This window comes from Cumulibacter soli, from assembly GCF_004382795.1.
Lineage (GTDB): Bacteria > Actinomycetota > Actinomycetes > Mycobacteriales > Antricoccaceae > Cumulibacter > Cumulibacter soli.
On the sequence record NZ_SMSG01000006.1, the window covers coordinates 260250 to 285259 of the forward strand.

25 protein-coding genes and 2 tRNA genes are annotated in these 25010 nt (G+C 63.0%); 9 read left to right on the forward strand and 18 right to left on the reverse strand.

Annotation, left to right across the window (positions count from 1 at the left end):
• The first annotated feature begins 146 nt into the window (after positions 1-146).
• Both E1H16_RS14520 and E1H16_RS14525 read left to right on the forward strand, forming a co-directional pair.
• Positions 147-719 carry a mycothiol transferase gene (locus tag E1H16_RS14520; protein ID WP_134324631.1) on the forward strand — a complete coding sequence of 191 codons (573 nt, stop codon included), beginning with the start codon at positions 147-149 and terminating at the stop codon, positions 717-719.
• Between the two features lie 86 nt (positions 720-805).
• Entirely contained in the window at positions 806-1573 is a 768-nt protein-coding gene (locus E1H16_RS14525; protein WP_134324632.1) for an enoyl-CoA hydratase, read from the forward strand.
• A 71-nt stretch (positions 1574-1644) separates the two neighbouring features.
• Here the strand turns inward: E1H16_RS14525 and argG are convergent, their stop codons facing one another.
• From argG to valS, 8 genes are all read right to left on the reverse strand, one after another.
• Positions 1645-3057 (reverse strand): argininosuccinate synthase, encoded by a 1413-nt coding sequence (gene argG / locus E1H16_RS14530; protein WP_134324633.1) that lies wholly within the window; start codon positions 3055-3057, stop codon positions 1645-1647.
• Between the two features lie 49 nt (positions 3058-3106).
• On the reverse strand, positions 3107-4561 hold the full coding sequence (locus tag E1H16_RS14535; protein WP_134324634.1) for an MFS transporter: 1455 nt from the start codon (positions 4559-4561) through the stop codon (positions 3107-3109).
• Between the two features lie 14 nt (positions 4562-4575).
• Positions 4576-5334, reverse strand: coding sequence for a glucose 1-dehydrogenase (locus tag E1H16_RS14540; protein ID WP_134324635.1), 759 nt, complete (start codon positions 5332-5334; stop codon positions 4576-4578).
• A gap of 147 nt (positions 5335-5481) precedes the next feature.
• Entirely contained in the window at positions 5482-6852 is a 1371-nt protein-coding gene (locus E1H16_RS14545) for an MFS transporter (RefSeq protein WP_208379067.1), read from the reverse strand.
• A gap of 89 nt (positions 6853-6941) precedes the next feature.
• Positions 6942-7352 (reverse strand): nucleoside-diphosphate kinase, encoded by a 411-nt coding sequence (gene ndk / locus E1H16_RS14550; RefSeq protein WP_134324636.1) that lies wholly within the window; start codon positions 7350-7352, stop codon positions 6942-6944.
• 95 nt (positions 7353-7447) lie between these two features.
• Positions 7448-7897: a DUF4233 domain-containing protein gene (locus E1H16_RS14555; protein ID WP_134324637.1), complete on the reverse strand. Its 450-nt coding sequence runs from the start codon at positions 7895-7897 to the stop codon at positions 7448-7450.
• Positions 7885-9261, reverse strand: a complete 1377-nt coding sequence (locus E1H16_RS14560) for a bifunctional folylpolyglutamate synthase/dihydrofolate synthase (protein WP_134324638.1) — start codon at positions 9259-9261, stop codon at positions 7885-7887. Before E1H16_RS14560 ends, E1H16_RS14555 begins: the two co-directional genes overlap by 13 nt.
• Positions 9258-11792, reverse strand: coding sequence for a valine--tRNA ligase (gene valS / locus E1H16_RS14565; RefSeq protein WP_134324639.1), 2535 nt, complete (start codon positions 11790-11792; stop codon positions 9258-9260). The genes E1H16_RS14560 and valS overlap by 4 nt, the downstream gene beginning before the upstream one ends.
• Positions 11793-11906: 114 nt before the next feature.
• Between valS and E1H16_RS14570 the strand changes: the two genes are divergently transcribed.
• Both E1H16_RS14570 and E1H16_RS14575 read left to right on the forward strand, forming a co-directional pair.
• Positions 11907-12236, forward strand: a complete 330-nt coding sequence (locus E1H16_RS14570) for an EthD family reductase (RefSeq protein WP_134324640.1) — start codon at positions 11907-11909, stop codon at positions 12234-12236.
• A 106-nt stretch (positions 12237-12342) separates the two neighbouring features.
• Positions 12343-12849 (forward strand): DedA family protein, encoded by a 507-nt coding sequence (locus E1H16_RS14575; RefSeq protein WP_134324641.1) that lies wholly within the window; start codon positions 12343-12345, stop codon positions 12847-12849.
• A 63-nt stretch (positions 12850-12912) separates the two neighbouring features.
• Here E1H16_RS14575 and clpX read toward each other — a convergent pair whose 3' ends face one another.
• The 4 genes from clpX to tig form a co-directional block, all read right to left on the reverse strand.
• On the reverse strand, positions 12913-14196 hold the full coding sequence (gene clpX / locus E1H16_RS14580; protein WP_134324642.1) for an ATP-dependent Clp protease ATP-binding subunit ClpX: 1284 nt from the start codon (positions 14194-14196) through the stop codon (positions 12913-12915).
• A gap of 210 nt (positions 14197-14406) precedes the next feature.
• Positions 14407-15063, reverse strand: coding sequence for an ATP-dependent Clp protease proteolytic subunit (locus tag E1H16_RS14585; RefSeq protein ID WP_134324643.1), 657 nt, complete (start codon positions 15061-15063; stop codon positions 14407-14409).
• Between the two features lie 12 nt (positions 15064-15075).
• A complete protein-coding gene (locus E1H16_RS14590; protein ID WP_134324788.1) occupies positions 15076-15666 on the reverse strand; it encodes an ATP-dependent Clp protease proteolytic subunit in 591 nt (196 codons plus the stop codon).
• Positions 15667-15881: 215 nt separating this feature from the next.
• Positions 15882-17327 (reverse strand): trigger factor, encoded by a 1446-nt coding sequence (gene tig / locus E1H16_RS14595; RefSeq protein WP_134324644.1) that lies wholly within the window; start codon positions 17325-17327, stop codon positions 15882-15884.
• A 172-nt stretch (positions 17328-17499) separates the two neighbouring features.
• Here tig and E1H16_RS14600 point away from each other — a divergent pair, with 172 nt between their 5' ends.
• A complete protein-coding gene (locus E1H16_RS14600; protein ID WP_208379068.1) occupies positions 17500-18237 on the forward strand; it encodes a dienelactone hydrolase family protein in 738 nt (245 codons plus the stop codon).
• A gap of 161 nt (positions 18238-18398) precedes the next feature.
• On the opposite strand, the gene E1H16_RS14605 is transcribed toward E1H16_RS14600, so the two are convergent.
• Complete coding sequence (locus E1H16_RS14605; protein WP_134324646.1) at positions 18399-19937, reverse strand: arylsulfatase; 1539 nt, start codon at positions 19935-19937, stop codon at positions 18399-18401.
• Positions 19938-20010: 73 nt separating this feature from the next.
• Between E1H16_RS14605 and E1H16_RS14610 the strand changes: the two genes are divergently transcribed.
• Positions 20011-20577, forward strand: coding sequence for a TetR/AcrR family transcriptional regulator (locus E1H16_RS14610; RefSeq protein WP_134324647.1), 567 nt, complete (start codon positions 20011-20013; stop codon positions 20575-20577).
• A 112-nt stretch (positions 20578-20689) separates the two neighbouring features.
• On the opposite strand, the gene E1H16_RS14615 is transcribed toward E1H16_RS14610, so the two are convergent.
• From E1H16_RS14615 to E1H16_RS14625, 3 genes are all read right to left on the reverse strand, one after another.
• Complete coding sequence (locus E1H16_RS14615; RefSeq protein WP_134324648.1) at positions 20690-21430, reverse strand: SDR family NAD(P)-dependent oxidoreductase; 741 nt, start codon at positions 21428-21430, stop codon at positions 20690-20692.
• 88 nt (positions 21431-21518) lie between these two features.
• Positions 21519-21914, reverse strand: coding sequence for a MaoC/PaaZ C-terminal domain-containing protein (locus E1H16_RS14620; protein WP_134324649.1), 396 nt, complete (start codon positions 21912-21914; stop codon positions 21519-21521).
• Positions 21911-22393, reverse strand: coding sequence for an FAS1-like dehydratase domain-containing protein (locus tag E1H16_RS14625; protein WP_134324650.1), 483 nt, complete (start codon positions 22391-22393; stop codon positions 21911-21913). Before E1H16_RS14625 ends, E1H16_RS14620 begins: the two co-directional genes overlap by 4 nt.
• A gap of 255 nt (positions 22394-22648) precedes the next feature.
• Between E1H16_RS14625 and E1H16_RS14630 the strand changes: the two genes are divergently transcribed.
• The gene (locus E1H16_RS14630) at positions 22649-23035 is read left to right on the forward strand and encodes a DUF1304 domain-containing protein (RefSeq protein ID WP_134324651.1); all 387 of its coding nucleotides are present in this window, start codon (positions 22649-22651) and stop codon (positions 23033-23035) included.
• 75 nt (positions 23036-23110) lie between these two features.
• The gene (locus E1H16_RS14635) at positions 23111-23953 is read left to right on the forward strand and encodes an immunity 22 family protein (RefSeq protein ID WP_134324652.1); all 843 of its coding nucleotides are present in this window, start codon (positions 23111-23113) and stop codon (positions 23951-23953) included.
• Between the two features lie 74 nt (positions 23954-24027).
• On the opposite strand, the gene E1H16_RS14640 is transcribed toward E1H16_RS14635, so the two are convergent.
• Positions 24028-24101 (reverse strand) — tRNA-Pro (locus E1H16_RS14640).
• A gap of 97 nt (positions 24102-24198) precedes the next feature.
• Between E1H16_RS14640 and E1H16_RS14645 the strand changes: the two genes are divergently transcribed.
• Positions 24199-24272 (forward strand) — tRNA-Gly (locus E1H16_RS14645).
• A 38-nt stretch (positions 24273-24310) separates the two neighbouring features.
• On the opposite strand, the gene E1H16_RS18645 is transcribed toward E1H16_RS14645, so the two are convergent.
• Positions 24311-24898, reverse strand: a complete 588-nt coding sequence (locus E1H16_RS18645; protein WP_208379069.1) for an Rv1352/Rv1906c domain-containing protein — start codon at positions 24896-24898, stop codon at positions 24311-24313.
• Positions 24899-25010 lie beyond the last annotated feature (112 nt).

Consider the following 25010-nt stretch of genomic DNA (forward strand, 5'->3'; position numbering starts at 1 on the left):
ACGCCCGCCGCGCTCCCATCGGTCTTCGGTAGCGCAGACTGCGGCGCACCGCGCCCAACAAGCCACGCACCTCTGCGGACGGGATCTGTCCTATTTAAGCGGCATTCTCGAGGATGTCAAAGAGACATCGACCTGAGGAGCCGATCATGTACCTGCCCGCCGTTGACGATGAGCGCACCACCCTTCGTAACTACCTGGAGATGCAGTTGGACGCCGTCCGTGACGCCGGCTACGGCCTGAACGACGAACAACTTCGCGACACGCCCCTGCGTTCCTCCCTCTCGGTCGCCGGCATCATCAAGCACGTCGCCTGGTGTATGGCGGGCGCGCTCAACGCGTCCGGCCAACTCGATGACTCACCCCTCGATCTCGCCGACTACTTCGGCGCGTTCACAATGGGCGAGGGCGAGTCCGGCGACTCGCTGCGCGCGACCTACGAAGACTTGAAGGCCAAGTACCTGGTGATGGTCGAAAACACCGACCTCGATGCCGTGATCGTCGCACCGCCTGCGCCGTGGTACGGGCTGCCCGGCGGCAATGACGTCGCGCTGCGCTACCTCGTCGTCCACCACGTCGAGGAGTTCGCTCGACACGCCGGTCACGCAGACATCATTCGCGAGCAGATCGACGGCGCGACAGCCGCGGCGTTGAACGCCGCCGTCGAGGGCCGAGCCGCGAACGAGTTCGTCACGCCTTGGCAGCCCTCGGCCGCCGTCTGAGCGCACCGGTTCTGACCCGCCGGGGTGGATGTGGTTATTGTCAGGCGAACTACGACAATCCGTCCCCGACGCTTCAGGAGCCGCACATGTCAGAATCGCCCGTCCTGATCGAGGTCCAGAACCGGATCGCCACGATCACTCTCAACCGGCCTGAGGTGCGCAATGCGCTCAGCCGCGAACTACTCGAACTGCTGCCGCAGGTGTTGCAGGCCGCCGACAACGATCCCGAGGTCGATGTCCTGGTCATGACCGGCACCGATCCGGCGTTCACCGCAGGCTTGGATCTCAAGCAGGTCGGCGAAGGCCAGATCATCGATTCGTTCACGGCGGGGCAGGTCAAGAAGCCTTGGCCCGACCTCACCAAGCCGCTGATTGGCGCCGTCAACGGGGTCGCGGTCACGGGTGGATTCGAGCTCGCGCTGAATTGCGACCTGCTGATCGCATCGGAGAAGGCCTACTTCGCCGACACCCACGCACGCGTCGGGGTTCAGCCGGGCTGGGGCCTGACCGTGCTACTGCCGCAGGCGATCGGCGTACGCCGCGCCCGCGAGTTGAGCATGAGCGGCCGATTCCTGGACGCGCAGACTGCCTACGACTGGGGATTGGTCAACCGCGTCGTCGCCCACGAGGATCTGCTGCCGACGACGTACGAGTTGGCTGCGTCGATCATCGATAACGATCAACTCGGCGTACGTCGCGTACTGAAGACCTACGCGGAGAACAACGCCGAACTCGAGCAGTGGCAGAATGAAGCCACGGCCGGAGCGGACTGGAAGCGCGAGCAGTTCTCCCCGGAGAAGGTCGCCGAACGTCGCGCTGCGATCCAGGCGCGCGGACGGGCACAGACCAGCTAGTCACCCCGCCATGAAGAAGGCCACCGTCAGCGTGCTGACGGTGGCCTTCTTCATGCTGTTGGGAAGACTCGTTAGTCGGTGCCGGCTTCCAGGGCGGCACGGTCGAGCGCCTCATCATCTGCACTCGTACCGTCGAGCGCGCGGATCGACTCAGATCCGCCGTGCTCCAACTCGCCGACGAGATCGCCCTCGGCACCAAGCTGTCCGCGGGAGGCGTAGAACTCCAACTTGGAGCGCGAGTCTGCGATGTCCAGATTGCGCATCGTCAGCTGCCCGATCCGGTCGGTCGGACCGAACGCGGCGTTCTCGACCCGTTCCATCGACAACTTGTCCGGGTGGTAGCTGAAATGCTCACCCTGGGTATCGAGGATCGCGTAGTCCTCGCCGCGGCGCAGCCGAAGCGTGACACTGCCGGTGACCGCGGAACCGACCCAGCGCTGCAGTCCTTCGCGCAGCATCAACGACTGCGGGTCCAGCCAACGACCTTCGTACAGCAGCCGGCCGAGGCGACGACCCTCGTTGTGGTACTGCGCGATCGTGTCCTCGTTATGGATCGCGTTCAGCAGCCGCTCATACGCGGTGAACAGCAACGCCATCCCCGGGGCCTCGTAGATTCCGCGGCTCTTCGCCTCGATGATCCGGTTCTCGATCTGATCGCTCATCCCGAGTCCATGGCGTCCGCCGATCGCGTTCGCCTCCAGCACCAGATCGACGGCGGACTCAAACTCCCGGCCGTTGATGGCGACCGGACGCCCCTCGTCGAAGGAAACAGTCACGTCTTCGGTGGCGATGTCGACGGCCGGGTCCCAGTGCGCGACACCCATGATCGGGCTGACGATCTCCACGGACTGATCGAGATGCTCCAGGCTCTTCGCTTCGTGCGTCGCGCCCCAGATATTCGCGTCGGTCGAGTAGGCCTTCTCTACCGAGTCGCGGTACGGCAGGTCGCGTTCAGTCAGCCACTGCGACATTTCGGTGCGGCCGCCGAGTTCGCGCACGAAGTCGGCATCCAGCCATGGCTTGTAGATCCGCAACTGCGGGTTTGCCAGCAAACCGTAGCGATAGAAGCGTTCGATGTCGTTGCCCTTGAACGTCGAGCCGTCGCCCCAGATATTCACGTCGTCCGCGTGCATCGCGCGCACCAGCAGGGTGCCGGTGACGGCGCGGCCGAGCGGAGTGGTGTTGAAGTATGTGCGCCCACCGGATCGGATATGGAACGCACCGCAGGTGATAGCGACGAGCCCTTCTTCCACGAGTTGCTCACGGCAGTCGACCAGCCGGGACAACTCGGCGCCATACTGCGTGGCGCGGCCCGGGACCTCATCGATCTCGGGTTCGTCGTACTGGCCCAGGTTCGCGGTGTAGGTGCACGGTACGGCACCCTTCTCGCGCATCCAGGCGACGGCTACCGAGGTATCGAGGCCACCGGAAAAGGCGATCCCGACGCGCTCACCAACAGGAATACTCGTTAATACTTTGGACACGCCCTGAGCCTAGACGCCGCCGCGATGTGACCACGCACGGCCTGGCGACTCAGTCCTCGGAGTACCCGCGGTACGACGCCCGCGAGAGCCAGACGGCGCCGAGCGAGGCGATCAGCAGGACGCCGAACGCGATGGGGACGCCGTTGAGCAGGCCCTCCCGGAACTCTTCGGGAATCATCGCGTCGGCGATGGCATACACCGCGCTCTTACCTTCCTGCGGCAGCAATATGGTGACGCTGGCTAATGCGACCGCCGTACCGGCCACGATGCCGGTGCCTTGAATCATCACGCGTAAGGATCCGACGACGCCGAGGCGTTCAGGTGGGGTCGCCTTGGTGATCGCCGACGCGTTAGCGGTTTGCACCATGCCGCCCGCTGCGCCGGCGAGCGCGCCACCGATCGCGACGAGTACCCACGCCTCGTGCCACCAGATCATCGAGGCGCAGAACAGGACGGCGACGACACCTATCGCTGCCCCAGCCGTACTGACCCAGGCACTGCCCTTCCGCATTTCGATCGTCCCCGCCAGCGGCGAGGCGATGAGCGTTCCGACGGCGATCGGCAGCACCAAGAATCCCGCCATGGTCGCGCTCATGCCGTAGGCGGACTGGTAGATCAGCGCGACCAGGATCAGGATGGCGAACCGGACCAGGTGAGTGAGCATGGTGGTGAAACTGGTGCCGAGGAAAAGTCGGTCGCGAAACAGGCTCATGTCGATCAGCGGCAAACTCGCCCTGGCCTCGCGCCAAATGAACAGCGGCACGAGTACCGCGAGGCACGCGCACGACACCGCGATGTAAGTAAGGTCCAACCCGCGGGAGGCTATTTGGGTCAGCATCGCCACGAAGGTGGTGGCGATCGCGATGACCAGCGTCGAGCCGAGCATGTCGAAGTCTTTGCCGTGCCCGGCGGCATCGCGCGGTAAGAAACGCAGCGCGCCCACGAGCATCAATACGCAGAACGGGATGTTGATCCAGAACATCCACGGCCAGCCGATGGTGTCGACCATGACGCCGCCGATGACCGGGCCGAGCAGTTGCGCGGCCGAGTTGCAGGCGTAGTAGATGCCCATTGCCTGGCCGATTCGAGCACGCGGCACGGCCCGAGCGATGATCGCGCTAGTGGTCGAGAACATCATTGCCGAACCAACACCGCTGACCGCGCGCCCAGCGATCAGCACGCCACCGTTGGTCGCGATCGCGCTCAGCACTGACCCGAGCCCGAACACGACGACGCCGGCGGTAAACAGATTGCGCCGTGAGGCCAAATCTCCAAGGCGTCCGAAAGACACCATCAGCGCGTTGCTGGCCAGCATGTTGGCCAGCAGAATCCAACTTGACTGCGCGGCGCTCGCATCGATCTCATGCGAGATCGTCGAGAGCGCGATGTTGACGATGGACATGTTGAGCCCACCGACAAACATGCACAGCGACGCAATCGCCACCACGTTCCGAGCGTGTGCCCGCGACGTGGTGGCGATTGCCGGTGCTGTGCCGCTATTCATGCAGCATCCGCTAGTTAGCGACCACCGTTCACGTGCAGGGTCTGGCCCGTGACAAAGCTCGACTCGTCCGAGGCGAAGAACGCCACGACATTAGCGATGTCGATCGGCTGGCCGATACGCCCCAGCGGGGTGGCCGCCGCCGCGCCCTTCTGGAAGTCTTCCTTGGCGACGCCAACGCGAGCGGCGGTCGAATCGGTCATCGGGGTCTCGATGAAGCCGGGAGCGACAGCGTTCACGTTGATGTTGAACTTGCCCAGTTCCAGGGCGAGCGTCGCGGTAAGGCCGATGATGCCGGCCTTGGCGGCCGAGTAGTTGGCCTGGCCACGGTTGCCGAGCGCGGAACGGCTGGACAGGTTCACGATCTTGCCGTACTTCTGCTCGGTCATGACCTTGCTGGCCTGCTTGGTGGTGTTGAACGCGCCGCGCAGGTGTACGGCCATGACCATGTCCCAGTCCTCTTCGGTCATCTTGAAGAGGAGGTTGTCGCGAATGATCCCAGCGTTGTTGACCAGGATGTGCAGGCCACCGAGTTCGTCGACGGTGCGCTTGACGCCGGCCTCGACCTGATCCATCTTCGAGACGTCTGCGCCGATAGCGATCGCCTTCCCGCCGGCGAGGTTGATCGCCTCGACGGTGCCCGCGAGCGATTCTTCCTTCAGGTCGACAGCAGCGACGGACGCGCCACCCTTGGCCAGAGTGACAGCGATCTCCTTGCCGATGCCCTGGGCCGCGCCGGTGACGAACGCTACCTTTCCGCTGAAGTCATGAGCCATAGTCCTGCTCCAAAAGTTCGTTGGTGAAATTCCGCCCATGAGTAGATCACGCACTCGTTTGCACTACGAAGTAGGGTCCGAGGCGCGCTGAGAAGTGTGAGTGCTAGCGCTCGAGGGCGTGCTGGGCGTGGCGCAGCACCTGAGAAGCTAGCGAACTTGCTGCGGATGATCTCGAGGCTCGCGCACCGGCAGCATCACCAGGAATCCGGCTAGGAGCACGAGCACGATTCCCATGATCCCCCAGTACTGCGTGTTCGTTTCGTCGGTGATCGCCGAGCCGAGCAACACGAACAGCGCGAACATCGCCGGCGACAAGAAAGACACGGCACGGCCCGTGGTCTGGTACAGCCCGAAGATCTCCCCCGATTTACCGGCCGGGATGGCTCGCGCCAAGAACGTGCGGGACGCCGACTGCGCGGGTCCGACAAAAATGGTCATCAGCAGTCCGCACACCCAGAACGCCATCTGTCCGGCGTCGTGCAGCGTGAAGATGAGCGTGCCGAGTACGACGAGGCTCCCCAGCGAGATCAAGATGACCCGTTTCGGGCCGATCTTGTCGTCGAGAACACCGAATGCGATCGTGGCGATTCCGGCCACGACGTTGGCAACGGCGCCGAAGATGATCACGTCACCATCGCTGAAGCCGTAGGTTCGCGCGGCAATCACCGCGCCGAAGGTAAACACCCCGGCGAGCCCGTCGCGGAACAATGCCGAGGCCAGCAAGAAATAGGCGGTGTGCCGACTGCCGTGCCAGATCCGCCCGATCGAGGCGAAGAGCAAACGGTACGACTGCAGAATGCCGACGCGTTCGGTGACCCGATCTGTGCCGCGATCCTTCAGGTTCAAGAACGTGGGGATCGTCCACAGCAGGGTCCAGACGCCGCAGATGACCATGGACACGCGAATGTCCATTCCGTGCTCGTCTGTCACGCCAAACAAGCCGACGTCCGGTGAGATGAGCAAGAAGTAGAGCAGGAGTAGGACGACGATGCCGCCGAGGTAGCCCAACCCCCAGCCGAACCCGCTGATACGACCGACGTTTTTCTGGTCCGCGAGGTCTTCCAACGCGGCGTTGTAATTGACCTCGGCGACAGATGCGACGACAGACCCTATGGCGAGCAGTCCGAGCCCCAGCCACAGGTACGCCGGGTCCGGTGCAACAAAGAACAGTGCGGCCGACAGCATCACCAGCAACCAGGTGAGGTTGCGCAGGGTCGATATGTTCCGACCCTTACGGTCTGCGTTTTGCCCGAGCACCGGGGCGATCAACGCGATGAGTACACCGGCGATGACGGTAGCGACGGCGAGCGAAATCGACGTCGAATTCTCACTGCCGAAGCTGTCGCTGGTGATGTAGACACTGAACACGAACGTCGTGATCACCGTGTGGAAGGGTTGCGTGCCCCAATCCCACAACGCCCAGGAGATCAGCTTCTTCTTCGATGTCCCGCGGTGGGCGCCCAGTGCTCGGGCATGCGGCGCGGCGGGGTCGGACGGCGGGTGCGTGTCGGTGCTCACCTGGTGAACGTATCTAGTTCGCGTGAACTTGGCGAGTCAGCGCGCTTGCGGTACGGTCACGGATCCGCGACCGTACGACGCACGCTGCCCTACAGGTTCGGGAAGAAGATCTTCGCCTCGCGTACGCCGTTCTCCGGCGAATCGGATCCGTGCACGATGTTGCGGTTCATCAGCGTGGCGAAGTCCCCGCGAATACTTCCGGTCTCGGCCTTGATCGGATCCGTGGCACCGGCCAGCTGACGGAACGCGGCGACCGCGTTCTCCCCCTCGGCGACGATCGCAACGAGCGGCCCGGAGGTAATGAACTGCATCAAGTCCGGGTAGAACGGCTTTCCCTCATGCTCGGCGTAGTGCGTGGCCGCCGTCTGCTTGTCCAGCGTACGCAGCTCCATCGCGACAAGGGTCAGTCCCTTACGTTCGATACGGCTGATGACCTCGCCGACAACCTGCTTGGCCACGCCGTCAGGCTTGACCAGAATGAGCGTGCGCTCGATAACCATGCGGAAAACTCCCTGAGTTCTTCTCGGATTCCGGCTCATCCTACGGGCAGTGGGCGCCAGCACTCGCGCCTGAGGGGCACAGACGCTGCGCGACGTCAGGCGTCGGGGTCGAGGTCCGGGCGTGCTCGCAACTGCCGGTGTAGGTGTCCGGCGTACCACCACAGCACCACGAAGAATCCACCGAGCACCCACATGGCCCAGACCCAGAACCCCATCGCGACCACGCATACTTGCAGCACCCAACCTGCGGCGTTCGCCCACGGCTTCTTAATGAACGCGCACAACGCGATCAGCGCCGCAACAATCACCAGAATCGTGGTCAACCGGAAGCCGGTAAGTCCGACATCGAACTGCCGGATCGTCGCCGGCACCATCAACACGATCAGCGCCTCGAAAATCAGCAGCGCGGAATAGATACCGCGCATCGACCGCTCAAGTTTCACCTTGTCGACCGGCGGCAGGCCTTGACGTTCCTCGTCGCTCGGCTCAGGCGTCGGCGCTCCTGACGGGCCGGTCAGACCGAAGCGCTTGTTCACTTCTGCCATGGCTTCTTCCGATCCGGGTTGAACAGCTTCCGCGCGTCGCCGGCGGTGTAGACCGACCCCGTGACGATGACGCCGACCCCGGCAAAGTGCTCACCGTCCTCGGCGAGGCTCACGGCCGTCTCCAACGCTTCGGGCAGTCGGGGTTCGACAACGACGCGATCTGACCCGAAGTACTCGACAGCGATCGCGGCGGTGGAATCGATGTCACGGGAGCGCGCTGAGTTGTTTGTGGTGATGACGATTTCGTCAAGCACCGGTTCCAGCAGTTCAATCATCGCTGGGATGTCCTTGTCCGACGACGCCGCGAACACCCCGATCAGCCGGGAGAAGTCGAAGGACTCCTGCAGGGTCTGAACGGTCGCCTTCATACCCGCCGGATTGTGGCTGGCATCCACCAGAGTGGTCGGCGAGGTCCGCACAATCTCCAGCCGTCCCGGCGACGTGATCTCAAAGAACGCCTCACGCAGCACTTCCTCGTCAATGGTCTGCGGTGAGTCATGCCCGAAGAACGCCTCGATCGCCGCGAGCGCGCAGGCCGCGTTCGATGCCTGGTGGGTCCCCCACAGGTGCAACAGCAGGTTGTCGTATCGCGCGGCGAGCCCTTGGATCGACAGCATCTGACCACCGACCGCGACCTGCCGATCGAGGACGCCGAACTCGACTCCCTCGCGCGCCGCCACCGCACCGACGTCGGCGCAGCGTCGCAGCAAAATCTCCGCGACCTCTTGCGTCTGCGCGGCCAGGATCGCGGTCGCACTGTCCTTAATGATCCCCGACTTCTCGGTAGCGATCTGCTCGACGTTGTCACCGAGGTAGTTCGTGTGCTCCAAAGCGATCGGCGTGACAATGGCGATCCGGCCGTCGGCGACGTTCGTCGCATCCCACGAACCACCCATGCCTACTTCGACGATTGCCACATCCACCGGCGCATCGGCGAACGTCGCGTACGCCATTGCAGTCATCGCCTCGAAGTACGAAACCGGGACCTGCGTGGAGTCCTGGTCAATGCCGTGCCCTGCGTCGACCAATTGCAGGTACGGCTCGAGTTCGGTGTATGCCGCGACGTACCGCTCCTCGCTGATCGGCTCGCCGTTCAGGCAGATCCGCTCGCGCGACGATTCCAGATGCGGGCTGGTGAAGCGGCCAGTACGCAGACCGAGCGCGCGGAACAGCTCGTCCACCATCCGCGCGGTCGAGGATTTCCCATTGCTGCCGGTGATGTGCACGACGGGGTACCGCGTTTGCGGCTGGTCCATGAGATCCATGAGCGCGCGCATACGAGCCAGGCTCGGCTCAATGCGGGTCTCCGGCCACCGCCGCTGCAGCAACGCTTCGACGGCATCGGCACTCAGGTCGCTACTCACGCGGGCACGATCTCATAGGTCAACGCGGTGCCTTCGACAACGGTGATCTTCGTGGCGCGGGCGGCGCCTTGCAGATCACTCGCGACAGCTTCGAGGACGGCGACATTGGGTGCCGTGAGCCGCACCGCGGCAACCTCCGCAAAGCCTTTGATACCGGCCTCAGACTTCGCCTTACGGATCCCGGAGATTGCGGTGAACGCGGCGTCCAGTACGTCGGCATCAACCGCCGCGCCGCGCAGCCCATCGGGCGTCGGCCACGACTGCAGATGAATCGAACCGGTCTGCCACCACGACCAGACCTCTTCGGTGACGAACGGCAGGATTGGCGCGAACAGCCGCAGCAGCACCGACAGTGCTTGGGCAAGTGCGCTCCGGGCCGAATCCGCGCCTGGCCCCTCCCCGTACGCACGAGCCTTGACCAGTTCGACGTAATTGTCGCAGAACGACCAGAAGAACGACTCGGTGCGCTCCAACGCGATGGCGTAGTTGTAATCCTCGAACGCCTTGGTGGCGGCGTTGACGACGTCGGCGAGGGCTGCGAGCATCGCCAGGTCCAGCGGTTCAGTGACCGGCTTGGTAGCGTCTTCGGCCGTGGCGCCGGTGCCGAGCGCGAACTTCGAGGCGTTCAGAATCTTGGTCGCCAGGCGCCGTCCGACCTTCATCTGTGACTCGTCGAATGCCGTGTCGGTGCCCGGGCGGCCGGAGGCGGCCCAGTAGCGGACGGCGTCCGAGCCGTACTGCTGCAACAACCCCAGTGGGGTCACGACGTTGCCTTTGGACTTGGACATCTTCTTGCGGTCTGGATCCAGAATCCAGCCCGAGAGCGCCGCGGTCTTCCACGGCGTCTTGCCGAATTCGAGCTCAGAGCGTACGACGGTCGAAAAGAGCCAGGTGCGAATGATGTCGTGTCCCTGCGGACGAATGTCCATCGGGAACACTCGCTCGAACAGATCGTTATCGCGACCCCATCGACCGGCGATCTGCGGGGTCAGCGAGGACGTCGCCCAGGTATCCATGACGTCCGGTTCACCCATGAATCCGCCCGGCTGGTTGCGTTGCTCGGCGGCGAAACCGGCCGGCAGATCACTAGACGGATCAATCGGCAGACTGGCGTCGTCCGGCACGATGGGGTTGTCGTAGTCCGGCTGGCCCTGATCATCGAGTCGGTACCACAGCGGAATCGGAATACCGAAGAAGCGTTGGCGCGAGATGAGCCAGTCTCCGGCGAGGCCCTCGACCCAGTTCTCATAGCGATGCCGCATGTGCTCGGGAACCCAGCGCAGGTCACGACCGCGGTTGATCATTCGCTCACGTACGTCGGCCTCGCGGCCACCGTTGCGGATGTACCACTGCCGGGTGGAGACGATTTCCAGCGGGCGATCGCCGCGCTCATAGAACTTCACCTGCTGGTTGGTCGGCTTCGGATCGCCCTCGATGGCACCGGCCTGAGTGAGCATCTCGACGACGGCCTGCTTGGCCGCGTGCGGGGTCTTCCCCGCGAGCTCGGCGTACTTCGCGCGCCCGGTCTCGGAGGTGATCGCGTCAGGAGCGTCCGCGAGCATGCGGCCGTCCCGACCGATCACCGCGCGAGCCGGCAACTGCAGTTCGCGCCACCAGATGATGTCGGTGGAGTCACCCCAGGTACAGATCATCGCGATACCCGAGCCCTTTTCGGGGTCGGCAAGTTCGTGCGCGACGACAGGAACGTCGACCCCGAAGACCGGCGTGGTCACCGACGTGCCGAACAGGTCGGCGTAACGCTCGTCGCTCGGGTGCGCGACCAACGCAACGCAGGCCGGGAGCAATTCGGGGCGGGTGGTCTCGATGAATACGGGTTCGCCGTCGGCCTTGACGAACCCGACGCGGTAGTAGTTGCCCTGGCGCTCGCGATCCTCCAGTTCCGCCTGCGCGACCGCTGTGCGGAACGTGATGTCCCACAGCGTCGGCGCTTCCTGGTTGTACGCCTCACCGCGGGCGTAGTTCGCTAAGAATGCCCGTTGGCTGGTGGCCTGCGAATCGTCGTCGATGGTGCGGTATTGCAGGTTCCAATCGAACGACGAGCCAAGGGTTCGGAAGACTTCCTCGAACGCTTTCTCGTCCTCGACGGTGAGGATCTCGCACAACTCGAGGAAGTTGCGTCGGGAAATCGGGATCTCCTGCTTACCGGGTTTGGCCGGAGGCTGGAAGTCGGCGTCGTACGCCACGGAGGTATCGCCGCGGACGCCGTAGAAATTCTGCACTCGCTTCTCGGAGGGCAGGCCGTTGTCGTCCCACCCGATCGGGTAAAACACGGACTTGCCGCGCATCCGCCAGAAGCGGGCGACGGTGTCGGTGTGCGTGTAGGAGAAGACGTGCCCGATGTGCAGCGAGCCAGAGGCGGTAGGTGGCGGCGTATCGATCGCGAACACGTTCTCGCGCGGCTGGGTGCGGTCGAAGGCGTAGGTCTGCTCGGCCTCCCACCGGGCTGCCAACTTGGCCTCGACGCCGTCGAGGGTGGGCTTTTCGGGCAGCGCGGAAGAAGCAGATGTCATGCGCCCATTCTATGGCCCCGACCAACGCTCTCCTCAGGCAGCATTACGACGTTGACATCCCCACCTCAGCCGATAACCTGCCGGTAATCCACGCCACGACAAGTTGGGAACCCCATGTACAAGTTGTACGCATTCTGGTCAGCGCCACGCAACGAGGACGTCGAGGCGTTCGAGCAGCACTATGCCGAGGTGCACCTACCGGCCGCACTCGCCGTACCTCACCTGGTCGGCCTGACCGAAACGCTGACCTCCGACGGGTTCGAAGGTGCGACGCCCGCTACCTACCGCGTCGCGGAGATGATTTTCGACAGCAAGGAGGCTCTGCAGCAAAGCGCAGAGTCGCAGCAGTGGGCAGCGATGCGCGCCGACTCCGGCGTCATGATCGAGAAATTCGGCGTGACGCTGCAGGTCTCGATGGGCCATGCAGAGCGGGCCAACCTCTGACGTCACGAGCGCGCTGACGTAGTCTGCTTAGGTACACCTAAGCAGCGGGGAGGCGGGTCGGATGTTCGGCGCGACGTTCGGGCCGCGAGAGGCTGCCTGAGGCCTCATGTGGGACGACGTACCCGTCACGATCATCTTCGTCGTGTTGTGGTCGATCGCGATGCTGCGCGGACAGGCGACGTACTGGATCGCGCGATGGGCGACGGAGGCAACTGCTGACGGCACGGCACTGCCCGATTCCTTTCGAGCGCGCTTCGCTGCATGGTTGCAGCGGCCGTTGTTGGTGCGCGCCCGTCGGATGCTGGAGGGGTGGGGTTCGCCGCTTATCGCGCTCTGCTACCTCACCGTCGGTCTACAGACTGCCGTGCTCGCGTCCGCCGGCGTCCTGCGGATGCATTGGCTGCGTTTCACGCTGGCCCAAGTCGTTGGCGCGCTCGGGTGGGCGGGTTTCTACACCTTCGTCGGAGCGTCTGCGTGGAAGGCGGTGCTCGGCGGCGTCTCCGGCACAACCTGGCTGCTGATCCTTGCCGTCATCGCGGTGGTGATGCTCGGGATGTATTTGGTGAAGCGCACCCTGGTGCGCAGACGCATGCCCGCCGAACCGGTCGGCTAACTCGTCAGCCGAAACTCAGTCGCACACTCTCGCAGGTGGTCGCGACGCGACACGTGCCCGACCCTACGCCGACTTCGACTCCGGCTTGTCCTTGGTGGACTTCGTCTTCTTCCGGCCCACGATCGTCGGGTATACCTCGGACTCAACGGTGTCCTTGGTGATAATGACCTTCGCGACGTCGTCATCCCCGGGGATGTCGTACATCACGCTCATCAGCACCTCTTCGAGGATCGAGCGCAATCCACGAGCACCGGTGCCGCGCTTGATGGCCTGGTCGGCGATCGACTCCAGCGCGTCCTGCTCAAACTCCAGCTCGACCCCATCGAGTTGGAACAGGCGCTGGTACTGACGCACGAGAGCATTCTTCGGCTCGGTCAGGATGTTGACGAGCGCTTCGCGGTCCAGGTTGGCCACCGACGCGGTGACCGGAACGCGGCCGATGAACTCGGGAATCATGCCGAACTTGACCAGGTCTTCAGTCATCACCTGACCGAAAAAGTCGGTCGTGTCGATCTCCGCCTTCGAGCGGATCTCGGCACCGAATCCCATCCCCTTCTTACCGACGCGAGACTGGATGATGTCGTCCAGACCGGCGAACGCGCCACCGACGATGAACAACACGTTGGTCGTGTCGATCTGCAGGAACTCCTGGTGCGGGTGCTTGCGTCCGCCCTGCGGCGGCACAGCGGCCGTCGTTCCCTCGAGGATCTTCAGCAGCGCTTGCTGCACACCCTCGCCGGACACATCCCGAGTGATCGACGGATTCTCGCTCTTACGCGCGACCTTGTCGATCTCGTCGATGTAGACGATGCCGGTCTCGGCTCGTTTGGTGTCGTAATCAGCGGCCTGGATCAACTTCAGCAGGATGTTCTCGACGTCCTCACCGACGTACCCGGCCTCGGTGAGCGCGGTCGCATCAGCGATGGCGAACGGGACGTTCAACATCCGCGCGAGCGTTTGCGCCAGGTGGGTCTTACCAGAGCCGGTCGGCCCGATCATCAGGATGTTGGACTTCTGCAGCTCGACGGCGTCCTTGGCCTTCTCGTTTCCGGACGCCTGCACGCGCTTGTAGTGGTTGTAGACAGCAACCGCGAGCGTGCGCTTGGCCTTGTCCTGACCCACGACGTACTCGTTCAGGAAGGCGAAAATCTCAGCGGGCTTGGGCAACTCATCGAGTTTGACCTCGCTGGTCTCAGCAAGTTCCTCCTCGATGATCTCGTTGCAGAGATCGATGCACTCATCGCAGATGTAGACGCCAGGTCCCGCGATGAGCTTCTTCACTTGCTTCTGCGACTTGCCACAGAACGAGCACTTCAGCAGATCAGCACCTTCACCGACACGTGCCACGCGTTACTCTCCCTCATGAACGTCGCGCCGAAATCAGCGCATATTCGACGGTACCCGGTAGCGACGACAGAAACCGCTCATTAATCTCGCGATTCGCAGGCGTGTCTCACGCCCTGGGCTCACCCGCCACATCAAGCCCACCAGCCACGCCGCCGTACGACACCGGGCCCTCTCCGCGTCGGAGAGAGCCCGGTGATCGTCGGTCAGTGACTACGCGTCCCAGGTCTGGCCCGACAGCTTGCGGTACGGCATGACCGTATCGATGAGGCCGTACTCCTTGGCCTCCTCTGCCGAGAGGATCTTGTCGCGCTCGATATCCTTGCGGACCTGCTCAATCGGCTGGCCCGAGTGACGCGCCAGGATCTCCTCAAGCAGTTCACGCATCCGCAGGATCTCGTTCGCCTGGATCTCCAGGTCTGAGACCTGGCCCTCGCCACCGCCGGAAGGCTGGTGGATCAGAATGCGCGAGTTCGGGGTCGCGGCGCGCTTGCCGTGCGTACCCGCTGCGGCGAGTACCGCAGCCGCGGAGGCTGCCTGCCCGAGGACGACGGTGGCGATATCGCAGTGCACGTACTGCATCGTGTCGTAGATAGCCGTGAGCGCGGTGAACGAGCCGCCCGGCGAGTTGATGTACATCGTGATGTCGCGGTCCGGATCGTCCGACTCCAGCGTCAACAACTGCGCCATCACGTCGTTGGCCGACGCATCGTCGACCTGCACGCCGAGGAAGATAATGCGCTCCTCGAACAGCTTGTTGTACGGGTTGGACTCCTTCACCCCGTACGACGTCCGCTCGACGAACGACGGCAGCACGTAACGGCTCTGCGGCATCTGGATGCGGGACTCGCCGCTCAGGTTGTAGTTCATCGGTGTAGCTCCTTAGCGGCGTCCGCCGGAGGGAAGATCCTCCGCGCGAGAAATGATGTGGTCGACGAAGCCGTAGTCCTTGGCCTCCTGTGCGGTGAACCAGCGATCGCGCTCGGAGTCCTCGGTCACCTGCTCAACGGTCTGACCGGTCTGTTCCGCGATCAACTCAGCCATCTCGCGCTTGGTGCGCTTGAACAGGTCCGCCTGGATCTTGATGTCGGACGCTGTACCTTGCACACCGGCCGACGGCTGGTGCATCAGGATGCGCGCATGCGGCAACGCGTAGCGCTTGCCCTGCGCACCTGCAGAGAGCAGGAACTGACCCATCGATGCCGACAGCCCCATCGAGTACGTGGCCACATCACACTCGATGAACTGCATCGTGTCGTAAATGGCCATACCGGCGGTGACCGAACCGCCCGGCGAATTGATGTAGAGGTGAATATCGCGCTCGGGATCCTCGGCGGCGAGCAGCAGCATTTGAGCGGCGAGCATGTTGGCGTTCTCGTCCATGACGGCCGACCCAAGGAAGATGATTCGCTCCCGCAGCAGTCGGTCGTAGACCGAGTCGGAGAGGTTCATGCCAGACGCACTGGCCATCATCGGGTTTGAGTTCACGTTGGGTGCCTACCTTCTTATGCCTCGTGGCGAGGCGGACTTTCGTTCGGCTTGCAGAAGGTTAACGCGCGCGGCGGCACAAAGAGTCCCGAGATCGGGCTCGTTCGCTGTCAGCGCACGAGAGGGCGTCGGGTGAGCCGTGGAAAACGCAACGGGCCGGCCCGCTGACGCGGCCCGGCCCGTTGTGAATGCGCGTTCGACTACTTTGCGTCCGTCTCGTCAGAGGCCTCGGCGGCGTCCGACTCATCGGCTTCATCAGCGTCGGTCTCGTCCGAGGAGTCCTCGGCCCCATCTGCGTCGGCGGCGACGTTACGGGTCATCGCGGCGATCGCGTCAGCGCGGATCTGCTCCAGATCCAGAACCTCACCAGCCGAGTCCTTGATCACGACCTTCTGCAGTACGAGTTCGACGGCTTTGTTGCGGCGGACGTCGGCCACCAGCGCACCGACCTGACCGGCCTTCGCGACCTCGTCAGCGAACTGCTGCGGGTTCATCTGGAACCGCTGCGCCTGCTCAACGATGTACTGGGTGACCTCGGCATCGCCAACGTCGACACCCTCATCTTCGACGATCTGGTCGAGCACGAGCTGAGCACGCAGGCTCTTCTGCGCGTTCTCCTCAATGTCCTTGTCGAACTCTTCGCGAGTCTGACCCTGCTCCTCAACCCACTTGTTGAGCGCGTCCTCGTTGTGATCGAACGAGTGCACGGCATCGTGCTGGCGGGCTTCAAGCTCCTGCTTATAGGCGCCCTGCGGCAGTTCGAAGTCGAGACCCTCCACGATCTTCTCCAGCACGGCTTCGCGAGCGCGACCGATACGGCCGAACGACTTAGCGTTCTCCAACTTCGTACGAAGGTCGCCACGCAGCTCATCGATCGTGTCGAACTCGGAGGCCATAGCGGCGAAATCGTCGTCCAGCTCGGGGAGTTCCTTCTCCTTGACCGCCTTGACGGTCACGGTGACCTCGGCGTCCTTTCCGGCCTGATCGCCCGCGACGAGCTCAGAGGTGAAGGTCTTCGAGTCGTCAGCCTTCATACCGACGAGCTGCTCATCGATGCCCGGGACGAGCTGACCTGTGCCGACTTCGTACGACAGCCCGTTCGCCGAGCCGCCCTCGACCTCTTCGCCGTCGACTGTCGCCGTCAGATCGATGGACACGTAATCACCCTCGGCGACTTCACGCTCGACACCCTTGAGGGTGCTGAAGCGCTCGCGCAGACCAGCGACCTGCTCCTCGACCTCCTCATCGGTGGTCTCTTCGTCTTCGACGACGACCTCAATGGCCTCGAGGTCGGGAACGGTGATCTCGGGGCGCAGATCGACCTCGGCGGTGAACTTGAAGGCGTCATCGGCGATCTCGGTGACCTCGATCTCCGGCTGACCGATGACGTTGAGTTCGTTCTCTTCAACCGACTGGCTGTACGCCTCCGGCAGCGCGTCGTTCACGACGTCCTGCAGTACGGCGCCGCGGCCAACTCGAGCTTCGAGAATCTGCGGCGGAACCTTTCCGGGTCGGAACCCCGGAACACGAACCTGCTGGCCGATGCGGCGGTACGCAGCGTCGAACTTATCCTTGAGCTGGTCGAACGGCACCTCGACCGCCAGTTTGACCCGAGTCGCGCTCAGGTTTTCGACGATGCTCTTCACAGAATCTCCTCGTAGTTGTGCTTCAGTCGCGGTGCTGACTAGGTTTCGCCTAAGGCACCTGAATGCTTGTTGAGGTCGAGCGCGACTGGAATGCACTGGACCCAGCCGCCCAGTCTAGGTTGTCTGGGCTCTGCTAGCACCAGGCAGGTGCATGACGAGAGGACTGTTACACATGTGCTTCGAACCCGACGCCGTTCCCCCGCCGCTGCCAAGCGGCCGCGCACCCCTGCCTGGCGAGGACATCACGCTCACCTCGGCTGATGGTTCCCAGGTGCTTGCACACCGGGTACGACCAGACAACCCTAACGGCCGCGCGGTGATCGTGCTGCCCGACGTTCGTGGCCTGTACTCGTTCTACAAGAACCTCGCGGGAGCGTTTGCCGCGGAGGGTTTCGATGCGCTGGCACTGGACTATTTCGCGCGCACCGCCGACGACGCCAACCGCACCGGCGACTTCGATCCGTGGCCCCACGTGCGTGCGGCAGAGCCCAAAACGGTGCGCGAGGACATCGCTGCGGCGAAGAACGAACTTGCTTCTGCGGCGACGTACGCCGTGGGCTTCTGCTTCGGCGGGTCGCACGCGTTCTGCCTATCGGCCGTCGATCACGATTTTGCCGGCGTCGTGGGCTTCTACGGAAAGCCGTATAACCAGGCTGGTTCGGATATGAGCCCGATCGAGATGACCGACCAGATGAAGGTGCCGGTGCTCGGCTTGTTCGGCGGCGGAGACAGCAGCATTCCGCAAGACATCGTCGATGCGTTTGGCGAGGAGATGACCGCTTCGGGGGTGCCGCACGAGTTGCACACCTATCCACGCGCGCCGCACTCGTTCTTCGATCGCACCTCGGATGAATGGGCAGAGGCCTGTCAGGACGCGTGGACGCGGACGCTGTCGTTCATGTCCGCGTAGTCGCTCTTCCGCGGTGGGGTCTCCCTCGTCCTCTCGATCTGCGGGGTAATTACGCGCGTCCTCGCGATCTGCGGGGTAGTTACGCACAATAACGGGCGATTATCGTGCGTAACTACCCCGCAGATTCATCACCTGGCCGGCGCGGGCGCAGGCAGTGAGGGTTACACATTCAGACCGACGACCCGTTTGGGTTCGTACGGCGGCGCGAACGTCGCGCGGTGGCGAGCCACCTGCCCAACGAGCGCATCCTGATACGCGAGCTTGCGAACCAAATACGAATGGGTCTCCTTCGGGTCCAGGTACAAGTTGAACAATTTGCCGTAGGGGAACTTTTGGAACGCTCCGCTGAATCCCCCACCTCCCTGGGTGTCCGCCTGGCTGATCGGATCGTCGCTGATCGCATTGAGCACGAGCTTGTACTCCCCGCAGCGCAAACCTGAGAACGCCTGCCCTAGCCAGTAGTAGTGGTACTTACGGTTCGAGAGGCCATTGGAGGCGAGCAAGAATGACGACTGGTCGACGCCGTCGATGAAGCGGTCAGACGGGATGAGGTCTGTTCGCTCAGCCAACGACATCAGCGTCGGCAGTACGTCGTTGAAGTCGAAAAGCCCGTCGGTGACACGTCCGGGATCAATCATCCCCGGCCACGCGACGACCATCGGGACACGCACGCCACCCTCCCAGGTCGACCCCTTCGCGCACCTGAATGGGGTGTACGCCGCATCGGGCCACGTTTCTTCCTCCGGTCCGTTATCCGATGAGATCACGATGATCGTGTCCTCAAGCTGCCCCGTTTCGGTGAGGACATCCACTAGCCGACCAACAATGTCGTCGAGTTCAACGATGGTGTCTTTGTAGGGATGTTTGGCCGGCGACACACCGAGGTAGGACTCATGCGGGTAGTTATCGAAATGCGCACCGCGCGTGTTGTGGTAGAGGAACCAGGGCCGATCCTCGCCAGCCATTCGATGCAGGAACTTTTCCGAGTACGCACACCATTTTTGATCCAGCTCAGACAGCACCGGAATCGTTACTTCTTCGACAGGTTCGAGATCACCGTCTCGAGTGGCGTGCACGAACGACTTGTTGAAGGGCTGATTCTCGACCCAATCGGTGCGCGCCTTCGAGTAGACGATCTCTGGGAAGAAGTACGGGTCGCGCCATTCGGTGTACATGTCTGAGACCGACAGGAACCCGTAGAAGTCGTCGAATCCGACCCGCTGCGGCTGGGACTCGATGTTCTCGCCGAGGTGCCACTTCCCCACTGCTTGGGTGATGTAGCCAGCGTCCGAGAGCAACTCAGCTAGCGTGACCTCCCCCTGCAACCCGCCGGGTTCGCCGTACATCGGCGGACGCTGTAGCCCGTGGCGCATCGGCAGCCGCCCGGTGAGCAAAGTGGCGCGCGAGGGCGTGCACGAGGGTTCGGAGTATGCCGAGGTCAGTTGGACCCCGCGGCGTGCGAGCGCATCGATGTTCGGGGTTGGTGCGCCAACGGCGACTCCGCCGCCGTAGCAGCCGAAGTCGCCCCACCCGACATCGTCCATCAGGACGACGAGGATGTTGGGCTGTTTCGTGCCATGTCGGTTGGTGAATTGTGCCTGCTTTGCTTCTGCTTCGGCGATGTCGGCCTCGTGCACGAAAGCGGGCTCGTGATTGGCGGCGATGGGCGTGGTGGCGCTGGCGATCGGATCGAATTCCATTGGGTGAACCTCCGATAGGCGAGATCCTCAGCGAGAGTATCCCTAACTGTAGTCAATCGACTACAGTTAGGGAATGGGTCAACCGACATCTCTCCCGAAGGGCCGGCACGAGGCCATTCCTGCGCTTATCGCGGCCGCCACGCATGAGTTCGCCGAACGCGGATACAACGCCACGAGCGTTCGCGCGATCAGCGTCCGAGCGGGGGTGAACCACGGTTTGGTGCACCGGCACTTCGGTTCGAAGGCGAACCTGTTGAGCGCCGTACTCGACGACCTGGCCGCGCAAGTCGCCCGGGATCTCGAGGCCTCGCCGCAAGCGCGAACCCAGCGCACGCCCGCGACCCGACTCTTTCAACAGGTGTTAGCCCGCGCTCTGTTGGACGGCGCCGACCTCGGCGGCCAGCGCACACACCCAGTGATGGACTGGGCGATCGCGCAAGCAACTCACACCACGGGCGGTACGCCGGAATCGGTGCGCATCGGCGTGACGCACGCACTGGCATTGGATCTCGGCTGGGCATTGTTCGAACCATTTCTGGTCGGCGCCGCGAGATTGGACGACACCGAAGCGAGAGCAGCGCACGACTCGATACCGGCGGCGCAACAAGCGTTGGTTCGACTCCACACCGACAGCGCGTAGCCACCCTCGAAACCCGCGGCCAGCTAGGCAGACCCGAGGTCAGCAAGGCCCCGCGTGAGTGCGGGCAGACGGTCGATTCCGTGTCGCGACCTTCGGCATCGCGCCTCGCACGTCAACGTACTGGAACCGAACCGCCGTCCACAGTGAGCGTTTGCCCTGTCATGTAACTGCTTTCGTCCGACGCCAGAAAGGAGAACGTCGGCGAGATTTCTTCAGGTTCCGCCCAGCGCTTCATCGGAATCCGATCACGATAGACGTCCTTGAACCTCTCATCGGTACGAATAACCTCAGTCATTGGCGTTGCCGCGGCGGGCGAAACCGCGTTCGCAGTGATGCCGATGTCGGCTAGTTCCTTGGCGGCCGAGCGCATCAGCGCGAGGATCCCGCCCTTGGCTGCCGCGTAGTTACATTGGCCGATCGTGCCGTTGATCCCAGCGGACGAGGTGACGTAGATGAGCCGCCCAAAGCGTTGCTCACGCATGTACGTCAACGCCTCTTGAGTGCAGATCCAACTGCCCTTCAAATGCACATTGAGCACGGCGTCCCACTGCTCGTCGGTCATCTTCCACATCATCGCCGGGCGAGTGATGCCGGCGTTCGCGACCAGGACACTGAGTGGGCCCCATAGGTCGTTCGTTTCTAGCAGCACCTGTCGCATATCGCCGCGATTGCTGACATCCCCGACGAACCCTCGTGCCGAGTCGCCTAACTTCGCTGCGATATCACCGATCTGTTCGTTGGCATCGACTAGCGCGACCTTCGCGCCATGTGCGACGAAGTCCTTAGCCACGGCAAGTCCGATCCCTTGCGCGGCACCGGTAACGACCGCGATCCGGCCATCCAGCTTTCCCATCGATACTCCGATCTGGTGCGTGCTATGTCGATCTGCGGCGCCTCGCGTCCGTCATTGGGGCACGAAGCGCCGCAGGTCGATGTTCGCGTTACTGCTTGACCGTCGCCTGACCGCTGTAGACGACGACGTCCTTCTGATTGGTGACCGTGATCGTCAGGGCCGCTACGTCGCCATCGACGGAGTCGACCGCGATCTTGTTGGTAAGCGTGTCCCCCGGCCACACCTGCGAGGTGAACCGACCGCCGAACGAGGTGATGTTCTCGACGCCGACAAGTTCGTCCAGTGCGCGCGACGACATCCCCATGGTGAGCATGCCGTGCGCAAACACAGACGGGTAGCCGGCGACCTCGGTCGCGAAGCGCTCATCAGTGTGTACTGGGTTGTAGTCACCGGACGTACCGGCGTACTGCACGAGCTGGGTGCGAGTCAGGTCGTCGACCAGCACCGACTCGAAGGTCTGCCCTGCATTCAACTTCGTGCTCATGCCTGCTCCACTACCTTCTCTGGGACGACGCCTACCTGGCGGACGGTCACAACCGGTTCACCGTTCTGGTCCTCAAAGATCGTCAGCGCCTCGGAGAACCGCAACGTTCCGCCGCGGCGGCCGGTCTTCGTCCAGGTCTCACCCTTCTCGTGGCGTGCGCTCAATACATCGCCAACCTTGACCGGGCGGTGGTAGGTGTAATGCTGCTCGGCGTGCAGGGATCCGCCTCGGTCGCCGCGCTGCTCCGCGGTCGCTCCGCTGGCGTTCTTGCCTGACCCGATCCACGACTCACCCGGCTTGGGCCGCAGGCCCTCGTTCGGGTCGAACTGCCGAATTCCGGCCAGGAAAGTCGGCGGGGCGTAGATCGACTGACCGCCGTCTTTCTTGATCTCGTCGAGCAACTCATCGTCCTTGTAGCCGACCGAGCGCGCGAACATCAGCACGTGGCTTGCCTCGATGGGCATCGTTATTTCTGACATACAGTCTCCCTTTCCTGGGTACCTGTGCGTTTCGCTGGCGACGCAGCAGCGTCACAAGCGGTTGGTTGTGACCGTAGTCGCACGGGTGCCTGCGTATCTAGAGCAGACCGCATCCCAGGATCAGCCCGCCGCGCTCGTCCGTACATACTTTTCGGCGAGCGAAGCGTAAGCGCGCCGTAGTAGTCGGTTCCATGCCAAGATTTCACAATCGGCTGGCCCGTCCAGGACGGCTTCGCCCCGATTGAAGGAGTCGCCATGGTGATCGTCGGGCTCGTACTCGCGGGCGCTGCCGCGCTATTGCACGTGTTCATTTTCTATCTGGAGTCCGTGGCATGGACGAGTGCACGGGCCAGGAAAGTGTTCGGCACAACGCCGACAGAGGCGACGGCGACCAAGGCCTTAGCGTTCAATCAAGGGTTCTACAACCTCTTCCTGGCCGTCGCGGTGATTCTCGGAATCGTGCTCTACGCGACTGGCCACACCACGGTGGGCGCGACACTCGTATTTACCGGATCCGGGTCGATGTTTGCTGCCGCACTGGTTCTCCTACTCTCTGATCCCAGCAAGGCCTCCGCAGCGATCAAACAAGGCACCGTCCCCGCGCTCGGCGTCCTCGCGTTGGCTATCGGATTGGCGCTCTGAGCCAACTCTGTTGTTCTCAGCGTCACGTTCTGGACACTCACGGTTGCTAGCTTCAAACGCTGGGAGAGGACGAGGGTGCTGGAGTTCATCGACAGGTTTACCGAGAAGCGGTTCCGCGACGAGCCGGAGTTGCGCGCCGGGGCCTTCTGGATCGGCCACATGCCGGCGCGGGAGCTAGCGAAGTATCTGTCCGCGGATTCGCCGGAGGACAGTGCCTTCGTCGCCGACGTCGGAAGCGACTGGTACGACGCCGATTACTTGGAGACACATCGGTGCCGCTCGGCGTCGTCGGAGCGCGTGATCGGCGAACTTGCAGCATCGCTACGGTTGCCCACCGAAGTGCAAAGCGCGCTGCTCGAGCGATGCCACGAGCACGAGATCGTGTCCGCCAACACCGTCGTCATCCTGAACCAGCACGCCTGGGATGGCGTTGGTGCCTCCGAACCCACGCTTCAGTTCCTGGGCAATTTCGAGTACGCACCGCGTCCGCCGGCCGTGGAACTGGAATTCCGCCTCTTCCTGGCCGGCATGACCACCGCCGACCGCGACAAGTTCGCACGGTACATACAGGATGGGGACTTCGCTGCAGATATCGCAGCGGCGCTACCCGAGAGTTCGCTCTACCCCGAACTAGACGTCCGATGGGATCTTGTCGAACCATCTGAGCCTGTCGATGCGCTTACACCCGCGCATTTCTTCAGCACCCTCCCCACCCCGATCGAGTTCCCAGCTGGATTCGACGTCGACGCGCAATGCGAAAGCGCCGGGGTCGACAGGATCAATGCCGTTATCCGCCTGCGCGACCACCCTGCGTTGAAGGCCCACAGACTCGAAGCCTCACGGCGATTTCTTGGGCTTCGACAAGTCGGCTGGATGTGGGTAGCAGTCGCCGAACCCACTGATCATCGCGAAAGTTGAATGGTTCATTGTCGCCAACGGTCACTCGACATGCGTGGTTGGCCGTTTACCGCCCGTGACCTGGAATTTTAAAGTCGGGGTGACAGGATTCGAACCTGCGACCCTCCGCTCCCAAAGCGGATGCGCTACCAAACTGCGCTACACCCCGAGTCGTGCGTCCAACAGTCTACGCAGGCCTGATGGGCACCTCGTCGGCAGTACCTATGGGAGCGTGTAGACTCGATCCGGCCGCTCAAGCAGGCCGCGCGGATGTAGCTCAATGGTAGAGCCTCAGTCTTCCAAACTGATTACGCGGGTTCGATTCCCGTCATCCGCTCCACGAATTCTTCGACTTCGAGCCAGATCGCCTCATCGGCGCTATCCCGACATCTCCCAGGTGCCACAGCCTTCGGTCTTGAAGGCAACGTCCATGGCGTCGATTTCCACGTACACCTGTCCCCCATCGCTGAGGCCATTAGCAATGATGTCCTCGAAGTCTCCGGATAATCCGGCAAGCCGCTCCCAGTAACACAACGTCCCACCTGGGGCTAGATAGGTACCGGGCGCAATGTCGACTCCGACGAGGTAGGTGCCAGATCCGAAGGTCGTCGCGGGTCCTTCCGGCTCGGGCGGTGCAGACGGCGTCGCGGTCACCGTCTCCGTTTCTGTCTCGATGAGGGTTTCGGTTTCGACGATGGTCTCAGTCGCCGTCGAAGTCTGCGCCCGCACGTGATTGCGGGCATCGCGAAAATAATCAGCATCCGCTTGCGCCTGCGAATACATCGGCAGCAGCACCGCTAACGCAATACCGGCGCCAAGCAATAACCCGACTGCACCGACGATCGGACCAACAAGGCGGCGTTTTCGACGGGGCGTCGCGGGCGGGCGAGAAACACCGTTGTTCGGCGGCACCGGTCGGTTGGCCATAGTTGGCCCGGTAGTCACTTCGTAGTGTGGCTCCGTCATTTCGACGCCCTTCAATGGTTTCCCTGACGCGAACGTAACGCGCGTTCCAGCCCCACACCATCCGCCAAACTACTGGGCATTTTCGGCCCGAGACGGCGTAACCTGCCGAAGA

Bases quoted from the DNA above. Each gene is read 5' to 3' on its own strand.
- E1H16_RS14575 (WP_134324641.1), top strand. From the start codon at position 12,343: ATGTGGGACGACGTACCCGTCACGATCATCTTCGTCGTGTTGTGGTCG.
- E1H16_RS14585 (WP_134324643.1), bottom strand. From the start codon at position 15,063: ATGAACTACAACCTGAGCGGCGAGTCCCGCATCCAGATGCCGCAGAGC.
- E1H16_RS14630 (WP_134324651.1), top strand. From the start codon at position 22,649: ATGGTGATCGTCGGGCTCGTACTCGCGGGCGCTGCCGCGCTATTGCAC.
- E1H16_RS14610 (WP_134324647.1), top strand. From the start codon at position 20,011: ATGGGTCAACCGACATCTCTCCCGAAGGGCCGGCACGAGGCCATTCCT.
- E1H16_RS14605 (WP_134324646.1), bottom strand. From the start codon at position 19,937: ATGGAATTCGATCCGATCGCCAGCGCCACCACGCCCATCGCCGCCAAT.
- E1H16_RS14620 (WP_134324649.1), bottom strand. From the start codon at position 21,914: ATGAGCACGAAGTTGAATGCAGGGCAGACCTTCGAGTCGGTGCTGGTC.
- E1H16_RS14535 (WP_134324634.1), bottom strand. From the start codon at position 4,561: ATGAATAGCGGCACAGCACCGGCAATCGCCACCACGTCGCGGGCACAC.
- E1H16_RS14525 (WP_134324632.1), top strand. From the start codon at position 806: ATGTCAGAATCGCCCGTCCTGATCGAGGTCCAGAACCGGATCGCCACG.
- E1H16_RS14590 (WP_134324788.1), bottom strand. From the start codon at position 15,666: ATGATGGCCAGTGCGTCTGGCATGAACCTCTCCGACTCGGTCTACGAC.
- E1H16_RS14540 (WP_134324635.1), bottom strand. From the start codon at position 5,334: ATGGCTCATGACTTCAGCGGAAAGGTAGCGTTCGTCACCGGCGCGGCC.
- E1H16_RS14555 (WP_134324637.1), bottom strand. From the start codon at position 7,897: ATGGCAGAAGTGAACAAGCGCTTCGGTCTGACCGGCCCGTCAGGAGCG.
- E1H16_RS14570 (WP_134324640.1), top strand. From the start codon at position 11,907: ATGTACAAGTTGTACGCATTCTGGTCAGCGCCACGCAACGAGGACGTC.
- E1H16_RS14625 (WP_134324650.1), bottom strand. From the start codon at position 22,393: ATGTCAGAAATAACGATGCCCATCGAGGCAAGCCACGTGCTGATGTTC.
- E1H16_RS18645 (WP_208379069.1), bottom strand. From the start codon at position 24,898: ATGACGGAGCCACACTACGAAGTGACTACCGGGCCAACTATGGCCAAC.
- E1H16_RS14600 (WP_208379068.1), top strand. From the start codon at position 17,500: ATGTGCTTCGAACCCGACGCCGTTCCCCCGCCGCTGCCAAGCGGCCGC.
- E1H16_RS14615 (WP_134324648.1), bottom strand. From the start codon at position 21,430: ATGGGAAAGCTGGATGGCCGGATCGCGGTCGTTACCGGTGCCGCGCAA.
- E1H16_RS14520 (WP_134324631.1), top strand. From the start codon at position 147: ATGTACCTGCCCGCCGTTGACGATGAGCGCACCACCCTTCGTAACTAC.
- valS (WP_134324639.1), bottom strand. From the start codon at position 11,792: ATGACATCTGCTTCTTCCGCGCTGCCCGAAAAGCCCACCCTCGACGGC.
- ndk (WP_134324636.1), bottom strand. From the start codon at position 7,352: ATGGTTATCGAGCGCACGCTCATTCTGGTCAAGCCTGACGGCGTGGCC.